The 7924-nt window shown below is 77.4% G+C and carries 4 protein-coding genes; all 4 read right to left on the reverse strand.

All coding sequences use genetic code 11. The features are described 5' to 3' along the window. Positions 1 to 129: 129 nt before the first annotated feature. Positions 130 to 2793, reverse strand: a complete 2664-nt coding sequence (locus EST54_RS32305; protein ID WP_129251242.1) for an FtsX-like permease family protein — start codon at positions 2791 to 2793, stop codon at positions 130 to 132. A gap of 40 nt (positions 2794 to 2833) precedes the next feature. Next, the gene (locus tag EST54_RS32310; RefSeq protein WP_129251243.1) at positions 2834 to 6304 is read right to left on the reverse strand and encodes an FtsX-like permease family protein; all 3471 of its coding nucleotides are present in this window, start codon (positions 6302 to 6304) and stop codon (positions 2834 to 2836) included. A 137-nt stretch (positions 6305 to 6441) separates the two neighbouring features. Beyond that, positions 6442 to 6846, reverse strand: coding sequence for a globin (locus EST54_RS32315; RefSeq protein ID WP_006605582.1), 405 nt, complete (start codon positions 6844 to 6846; stop codon positions 6442 to 6444). A gap of 133 nt (positions 6847 to 6979) precedes the next feature. Further along, a partial coding sequence (locus EST54_RS32320) for an FHA domain-containing protein (protein ID WP_135796914.1) occupies positions 6980 to 7924 on the reverse strand: 945 nt, incomplete at its 5' end.

Genomic DNA, 7924 nt, shown 5'->3' on the forward strand with positions numbered 1-7924 from the left:
ACGCCACACCGCCCGATGACGCCACACCGCCGGCGGCGCCCGCCCCCGAGGCGGCCGGGGCCGCCTCGGGGGCGGGCGCCGCCGGCGGTGTGGCGTCATCGGGCGGTGTGGCGTCATCGGGCCGTGTGGTCATCGGGGGTCCCCCGCTCTCAACTCGGTGCTCTCGCGGCGCCGTCCGCTCAGCCAGGCCTGGGCCAGGACCACCGCAAGGGCCAGGGCGAGCACGCCCGCCGACGGCAGCAGCAGGGACGCGGGGTCGGACGGTATGCGTACGGTGCCCCGGGCGCCGCCTTCCGGGGTGCCGGGGAGGGCGAGCGGGGTCAGGTCCATCCCCGGGCCCAGCAGCCGGATCGCCGTGGCGCCGACCAGCGCGCCCCCGAGGGCCGCGAGCAGCGCCTGCGGCAGCGCCTCCAGGACCAGCAGACGTCGTCCCTGGGCCGGTGTCAGGCCCATCGTGCGCAGTCTGGCCAGGAGTTGGGTGCGTTGCGGGGCGGCCTGGAGGAGGGACAGGAGCAGGGCGAGCAGGGCGAAGCCGGCACCGGCCACGACAGCGGCGGTGTAGAGGCGCTCCGCGCCCTGCTGGAGGGGCGAGTCGGCCAGCTCGGCGCGTGCGGCGGAGCGCAGGGTCAGCCGGGTGGGCAGCGACGGTGGGGTGTGGGTGCGGACGGCGGTGCGCAGTGCGCCGGCGTCGAGGGCGTGGCCGGACAGCAGCAGGAGGGAGGGGCCGTTGGCGGGATCGGCGTAGGTGTCCGGGTGCAGCCGGGCCACGCTCCGGGAGTTGAGGAGGACGAAGTCGCCGCCGGGCTGCGCGGGCGTGTCGCCGCGGACGACCTGTGGACGGATCACCAGCTGGCCGAACTCCGGCTGCAGGGCCATCGGTGCGCGCCCGAAACGGGTCACGAAGCTGGGCGAGACCAGCGCGGGCAGCGGCCGGTCGCCGCCGGGGTCGGCCAGTTCCCGCGCGTTGAACGCGCCCAGGCCGGTGGCGCGGGCGAGCCGGGCGTAGGCCTCGGCGTCGGCGATGACCAGATAGAGCGGCGGACCGCTGTCGTCGGCGGCCTGGATGCTGATCCGTACCGGTACGGCGTCCGCGACGCCCGGCACCTTGCCGACCGCGCGGCGCAGCGCCTCGGGGAGGGCACGGCCGGCGGAGATCCGGGCCTCGGCGCCGACCGCGGTCAGCGCCGCGTGATCGCGTGCGGTGGCGACCCCGGCGAGCACCGAGCCCCCGAAGGAGGCCGTGGTCAGCGCCACCACCAGGGCCAGCAGCGGCAGTCCGGCGGTGGCCGGGGCGCGGCCCGCGCGGGCCAGCGCAAGGAACCCGGTCAGCCCGGTGGTCCGGGCGGCGGGGCGGGCGGCCAGCCGCAGCGGGAGGGGATAGAGCCGTATCAGGAGCAGGGCGGCGATGGCCGCGATCAGTACGGGGGCCGCGCTGACCAGGGCGTCCACCCCGCCGGCCGCCGTACTCCGGCGGCGCAGGGCGAGTACCGCGCCCACCGCCAGTACCAGCACGGTCAGTTCGGCGACCGTACGGCGCCGGGAGGGGCGGGCCCGGACCAGGTCGGTCCGCTCGGCGGGGCGGGGCCGGCGGTGGGCGACGGCGGCCCGCAGCGGCAGGGCGAGCGTGCCCAGCAGTCCGGTCGCGGCCGCCGCCAGCAGCGAGGGCAGCACCCGCTCACCGGGCACCAGCAGCGCCAGACCGCCGCCGGCCGCGGCCGCGGGCAGCGCCACCGCCGCGGTCTCCGCCGCCAGGTGCCCGGTCAGCCCGGCAAGCGAGGCGCCGCGGGCCCGCAGCAGGGCCAGTTCGGCGTGCCGACGGGCCGCGGCCAGTGAGGCGGTCATCAGCAGCACCACCGATGCCACGGTGCCGATTCCGCACGCGGCCACCGCGATGACCGGCGCGATCGCCGCCCGGGTCCGTGCGAAGGAGTCCAGCAGACCGTCCACCGGGCTGTCGGCCAGCGCGCCGGCGCCCGCGACCGTGCGCAACCGGGCGAGGGCCGCGCCGTGTTCGAGGGAGACCACCCGGTCCCGCAGCAGCGGGGCGTCCCGGGCGGTCAGCGCGCCGGGGTCGAGGGGGTAGCGCCAGAACTTCTCCGGCTCGCCGGCGGCCGGCAGCGCCGGTCCGTCCCGCGGCGACAGCAGCAGACCGGCCCGCCAGTACCGCTGCGGTGGCGGGCCCGGTGACACATCCTGGCGGGCGGTGGCCATCAGCGGGTCCACCGTCCAGTACGCGCCCCGCGGGGCCCGCGGGGCGAGCAGCCCGCAGATCCGTACCGTCAGGCCGTCCAGATGGAGCCGGCTGCCGAGGTGCAGCCGGAGGGTCCGGGCGGTGGCGACGGTGACCGCCGCCTGCCGGTCCAGACCGGAGGCCGCGTACAGGGAGAAGAGGGGGGCGAGACCGTCCGGCCGGGGCAGCCAGGAGTCCCGCGCGGCCGGGGCCTTGGTGGTGCGGACGCCGTGGACGGCGTCGCCCCCGGCGATCCGCAGCGGGGCGGCGAACTGCCCCCGGATCGCCCGGTCCTGGCGCGCGAGCTCCGGCCCGGCGTAGGCGGCCGCGGGGTCGCCGCCGGTCAGGTCCGCGCGCGAGACGGTGATCTCCACCGTCCGCTGGGCGGGCGGCACCGAGCCGAGCGCATGGCGCACCCCCTGGGTCTCGTACGCCTCCACCCCGCGCGGGAACGCCGCCGCCAGGAAGGCCGTGACCAGCACCAGCGCGCCCAGCGCCAGTGCCGCCGCGCGCGTGGCACGCAGCCGGGCGCGCAGCCAGTCCGTCCGGGTCAGGGATTTCACCGGCGCTCACCTCCTCCGGCGGGGTCCATGGCGTGCCGGGTCATGGCCGTGCTCCTTGGCCGCGCAGGGCCCGCACCGGGTCGCCGGGGCGCAGTCCGAGGGCCGCGACGACCAGCAGCGGCACCGCCGCGACCGCCGCCAGCAGCGCCACCACCGGGCCGGCCGGCAGCTCCACCAGCACCGGCGGCCGCGGTCGGCCCGCCTGCTCGGTGAGCACGACCAGCGGCACGACCGCCCGGGTCAGCGCCGTGCCCAGCGCCGCACCGACGCCCAGGGCCAGCGCGATCAGCACGCCCTGTTCGGCGGCGATCATCCGGGCCGGCTGCCCGCGCGGCGCCCCCAGGGCACGCAACACCGCGAATTCCCTGGTCCGTTCGCGGACCGAGGCGGCGGCACCGACCCCGAAGCCGACCGCCGCCAGCGCGACGGCGGCCACGGCGGCCGCTCCCAGCGCGGTCTGCGGCCCGAGCCCCAGCGGATCGTCGTGCAGCTGTCCGGCGATCTCGTCGCGGACCAGGACCTGGTCCGGGTCGGTGTCCGGGCGGGCCCGCAGCGCCTCGACGACCCGGCCCGTCGCGCCCGGCGCGGGGCGCAACCACCACTCGGCGGGGGTCAGCGGCGGGGCGCCGCGGTCGGACAGCGCCTCGTTGACGGCGCCGAGGTCGACCAGCAGTCCGCCGGTGGCCGGTGCGTCCGCCGGTCCCGGCAGCGCGCGGACCGCCCGGACGATCCGGGCCTTCAGCGACTGTCCGTTGACCGGTATCTCGACGACGGAGCCGGCAGTCGATCCGCTGGCGCGCAGAAACGCCTCGGTGGCGACGGCGGCGAGCGGTGGCCGCGCGGCGTGCGCGGCGGTGATCCGCACCGTCGTCACCGACGCACCGTACGGATCAAGCCGGGCGCCGGTGTCATAGGTCTGGGACAGCAGTCCGCCGCGCGGGACCTCGGCCCGGCCCGCCTTGGGGCCGAACGCCTGGCCCACGGAGGTGCTGGTATCGGTGATCTTCGGCTGCCAGCGGAGCGCGGCGGGGGCGGCGAGGGGCCGGGGCGGGCCGTCGCCGGCGGTGGTCTCGGCGGCGGTGACGGTGAGCTGCTGCCGGTGCGCGACCGGCGGCTGGTCCAGGCCGGCGACCAGGCCGGTCAGCCGCAGCGGAGCGGCCGGGCGGCCCGCCGGGGCGCCGGCCGCGGCGGCGAGGTCCGCGGTGAGGGGGTGCGGCCGGCCGTCGGCCGCGAGCGAGCCGAGCGGGAGGGCGTACGGGACGCCGTGGCCGTCGGTGAGGAGGGCGGAGAGGGTCGCGGGCACCGGGCCGGTGTCCTGCGGTTCCGTGTCCGTGTCGGGCATCGGCGGCCGCTGGGAGGGCGGCAGCGTCCGCAGCGAGCGCAGGGTCGCGGTCAGTCGTAACCGGTCGGTGTGCGGGGGCAGTTCCATGCCCGCCGGGGGCCCGTCGTGCGGTGCCACCGCGCGCAGCAGCCGGTCCGCCGCCGCGCCCGCCGGGTCGCCCGCGGCGCCGCCCACCAGATCGCCGCGCAGCAGCAGCGCCCCCGCCGAGCTGCCCCGAGCTGACCACTTCGTTCGAGCAGGGGAGGCCCCAACGGTGTCCAGGGCGAGCAGCGAGGAGTTCTTGCCGTCCGGCAGATCGAGCCCCGTCAGGGCGGCGGGCAGCGCCGCGGCCACCCCGGGCACGTCCGCGTACGCCCCGCCCTGGCCCCACTGCGGGGTCCGGCTCGCCAGGACGCGCACCGGTGCGGCCGCACGGAAGTCGGCCTGGTCGTCCTGCGAACGGTCCCAGGACGCGCCCTGGCCGATCGCCAGCATGCCCAGGGCGGTGGCCAGCACCAGCAGCAGCACGGGGCCGGCGGCGCGCTGCGGGCGGCGGCTGAGCTGCCAGCCGGCCAGCGCCGCGGCGAGCCCCCGCCCGCGGGCCGCGCCCCGCTCGGCGAGCCGCGCGGCGAGCGGCAGCAGCCGCAACGTCAGCACCGTCCCCGCGAGCAGCGCCAGCGCCGGGGCGGCCACCAGCACCGGATCGATACCGAGTTGGCCGGTGGTGTCCCCGGTCAGCACCCCGCTGCCCGCACCGTCACCCGCCGTCTGCCGCTGGAGCTGCCAGAAGGCGACGCCGGCGATCACCAGCAGCCCGAGGTCCGCGCCCGTCCTTCCCCACGCTTTCCACTCCGTTCGCGCCGGGGCGACCCCCGTTGCACCGGGCAGCGCCCGCGCCCGCCGGGTGTGCGGAGCGGCAGGGCCGGTGCGCAGCAGCGCCGGTGCGGCGACCGCGAGGGCACAGCCCAGCGCCACGGCGCCGCCGGTCAGCCAGGTCGCGCCGGTGAGCCCGGTGTCCAGCGGCAGCCCGATGCGGGCCGACGGGCCGTGGCCGGCCAGCAGATGCAGCAGTGGGCCGGTCAGCGGCGGCGCGCCGAGGGCGGCCGGCGCGGCCAGCAGCAGCGACTCGGCCAGGGCCAGCCCCGCGATCCGCCGCCGGGACCCGCCCCGGGCCCGCAACAGCGCCGTCTCGCCGGCCCGTTCGGTGCTCAGCATCCGGGCGACCAGCAGCAGGGCACAGCCGGCCAGCAGGATCAGCTGCAGTGCGACGATCAGGATCGTCGAGCGGTTGACCAGCAGCGCCCGCTGCAACTGCCCCAGCGCGTCGGGAAGACCGGTGGTGGCGGCAGCCTGGCCCGCGAACGCCGGATCGGCCATCAGCGCCTTGGGCGCGGCAGTTGCGGCGGCGCTCAGCGCGGTCAGCCGGTCCGCGGTCAGCGGGCGGAAGTCGGCGGTGGCGAGCCAGCCCACCGAGTCCTGGGCCACCCCGCCGCCCCGGGCCGCCCCGCCGCGGAACGCCGCAGGATCGGTGTACAGCGGCCCGTAGGTGGTGAATCCGAGGGTGCGCACCCCACGCCCGCCGAGGTCGTCGAGCTTCCAGTACGGGTCGGCGCGGTCGGTGGGCCGGTAGACGCCGGTGACCTCGACCGTCATAGAGGCGGAGCCGGACAGCCGGTTGTCGAGGGTGAGTCGCCGGCCGGGCGCGATCCCCAGCCGGGCGGCCGCGGCGGCCGGCATCGCGACCGGCAGCGGCCCGCGCCGGACCGCTGTGGGCCAGTGGCCGGCGGTGAGGGTGAGCCGGGAGCGGTCCAGGGCGGCGAGCTGGGTGAGATCGGGCTCGTCCTTGGGCGCGCGGGGCGACCGGAGCGTACGGGGCAGGGCGTACGGCCCGGAGCGGATCAGCGTACGGACCGTGAACGGCAGCCCGTCGAAGGCCCGCCGGGCGCCCCGGGCGACCGCCCGGTCCGCCGCCTGCCTTTGTGCGGCGGGAAGTTGGGCCTTCACCTGGAGTGCGGCGGCCGGCGCGGCGCGGGTCCGCAGGGCCTGGCGCAGCCCCGCGTCCCCGATCGCGCCGGTGAAGGCGGTCAGCGTCGCGAGCACCGTGGTGGTGAGCAGCACCGACAGCAGGGCGGCGGTCAGCAGGAGACGGTGCGCCCGCACCCGTAGAAAGACGAAGACAAAGCCGGACACGGACCCCCCTTGCCGCGCTCAGCACCAAACAGATGAACGAATGGTGGCAGACGAGGGGGGTGGGCGGAGTGGGCTGTGGACGGTCTTGACCGGATCATGACGGCCGTGGCCGGGCGCCGACCGGTGTGAGGTGCTTCTCAGTCCGCGGAGTTGATCATCGTGGCGGCCGCGTACGTGAGGTAGTTCCACAGCTGCGTCTCGTGGGCCTCGGACAGGCCGAGGGAGTCCACCGCCTCGCGCATGTGCCGCAGCCAGGCGTCGTGGGCGGCCCGGTCGACGGTGAACGGGGCGTGCCGCATCCGCAGCCGCGGGTGCCCGCGGCCGTCGCTGTACGTACGAGGGCCGCCCCAGTACTGCATGAGGAACAGCGCGAGCCGTTCCTCGGCCGGGCCCAGGTCCTCCTCCGGGTACATCGGCCGCAGCAGCGGGTCCTCGGCGACTCCCTGGTAGAAGCGGTGCACCAGGCGCCGGAAGGTCTCCTCGCCACCGACCTGTTCGTAGAAGGTCTGCTCCTCAAGCGTGCCGCGTGGAATCTTGTTCACCCGTCCATGGTGGCAGACACCGCGACCGAGGACTCCGGTCGTAGGACCGAAGCGGTTGCCACGGGTCCGGAAATGCCGCCGGGGCGTGATCGGTTGATCACGCCCCGGGGTCGCCGGTTCGGAAGGCGGTGGCTCAGCCGCGGCGCACGGTCAGCGTCGTCCACGCGCCGACATGCACCCGGTCACCCTCATGGAGCGGAACCGGGACATAGGGCTGGATCGGGTCCTCGGCGAGGTTGATCGTCGTGCCGTTGGTGGAGTTCTGGTCCACCACCGCCCAGCTGCCGTCCTGCTGCTGGACGAGCAGCGCATGCTGGTGCGAGACGCCCGGGTCCTCCGGAGTGCTGCCCAGATCGATGTCGGGGGCCTCGCCGGTGCTGTTCCGGCGGCGGCCGATCGCGATCTGGCCGTTGGCGAGCGGCAGCACCTGCTCGGGGGAGTACGCGGGCAGATTGAGGCCCGCCGCCTCCGGGCCGCTGCGGCCCATCATCGCCATGAAGTACTCGCGGTCCGGCGCGATCGCCACCACCCAGCCGTTCCCGACGACCGGCTGCGGACCCTGCGGCGGCGCCGCGGGACCCTGGCCGGTGCCGGGGCCGCCCTGCCACTGCTGGTCCGGTCCGGGCTGCTGCGGCGGCATCTGCTGCTGCTCGTACGGCGGCGGCTGCTGCTCGTAGTGGCCCTGCTCCTGCGGCGGGAACGGCGCCGGCGGCTGCTGCTCGAACGGGGCCTGCGGGCCCGGACCGGGCGGTGCGGGCGCCATCGGCGGCGGCGCGGCCTGGGCGCTCGGCGGGTTCAGCGTCCAGTCGTCGCCGCCCTGCTGCTGCGGTGGGGGGCCGGGCTGACCGGCCGGGCCGGGGCCGGGCATCCCGGGCGGCGGGCCGGGCTGTCCGGGGTAGCCGCCGAGTCCGGGCTGGTCAGGGAAGCCGCCGGGGCTGGGCTGGCCGGGGAAGTCGCCGGGGCCGGGCTGACCGGGGCCGCCCTGCGGCATGCCCTGCTGCTGCGGGGGCTGGGGCTGCTGGTGCTGCGGCGGCGGGAAGCCGTAGCCGTCCTGGGGGCCGGGTGCGGGCGGCGGGAA

This window comes from Streptomyces sioyaensis (genome assembly GCF_004122735.1).
Taxonomy (GTDB): Bacteria; Actinomycetota; Actinomycetes; order Streptomycetales; family Streptomycetaceae; genus Streptomyces; species Streptomyces sioyaensis.